We start from the raw sequence: 228 nt of genomic DNA on the forward strand, positions 1-228 counted from the left end.
GTCACGGCGTTGGTCGCGCCCGGTCCACTGGTCACCAGCACCACGCCGACGCGCCCGGTGGAGCGGGCATAGCCTTCAGCCGCGTGGACGGCCGCCTGCTCGTGCCGGACCAGATAGTGGCGCAGGCTGTTCTGCTTGAACATCGCGTCGTACAGCGGAAGGACAGCCCCGCCCGGATAGCCGAAGATCGTATCGACCTCCTGCTCGATCAGCGCCTTGATGACGATC

Annotated in this window: 1 protein-coding gene; it reads right to left on the reverse strand. The window is 66.7% G+C overall.

The features are described 5' to 3' along the window. On the reverse strand, window positions 1-227 hold a 227-nt coding region (locus tag R0J92_RS27570; RefSeq protein WP_411054019.1), incomplete at its 3' end, for a thiamine pyrophosphate-binding protein. Window position 228 lies beyond the last annotated feature (1 nt).

Source organism: Tritonibacter sp. SIMBA_163 (assembly GCF_046535935.1).
Taxonomy (GTDB): Bacteria; Pseudomonadota; Alphaproteobacteria; order Rhodobacterales; family Rhodobacteraceae; genus Epibacterium; species Epibacterium scottomollicae.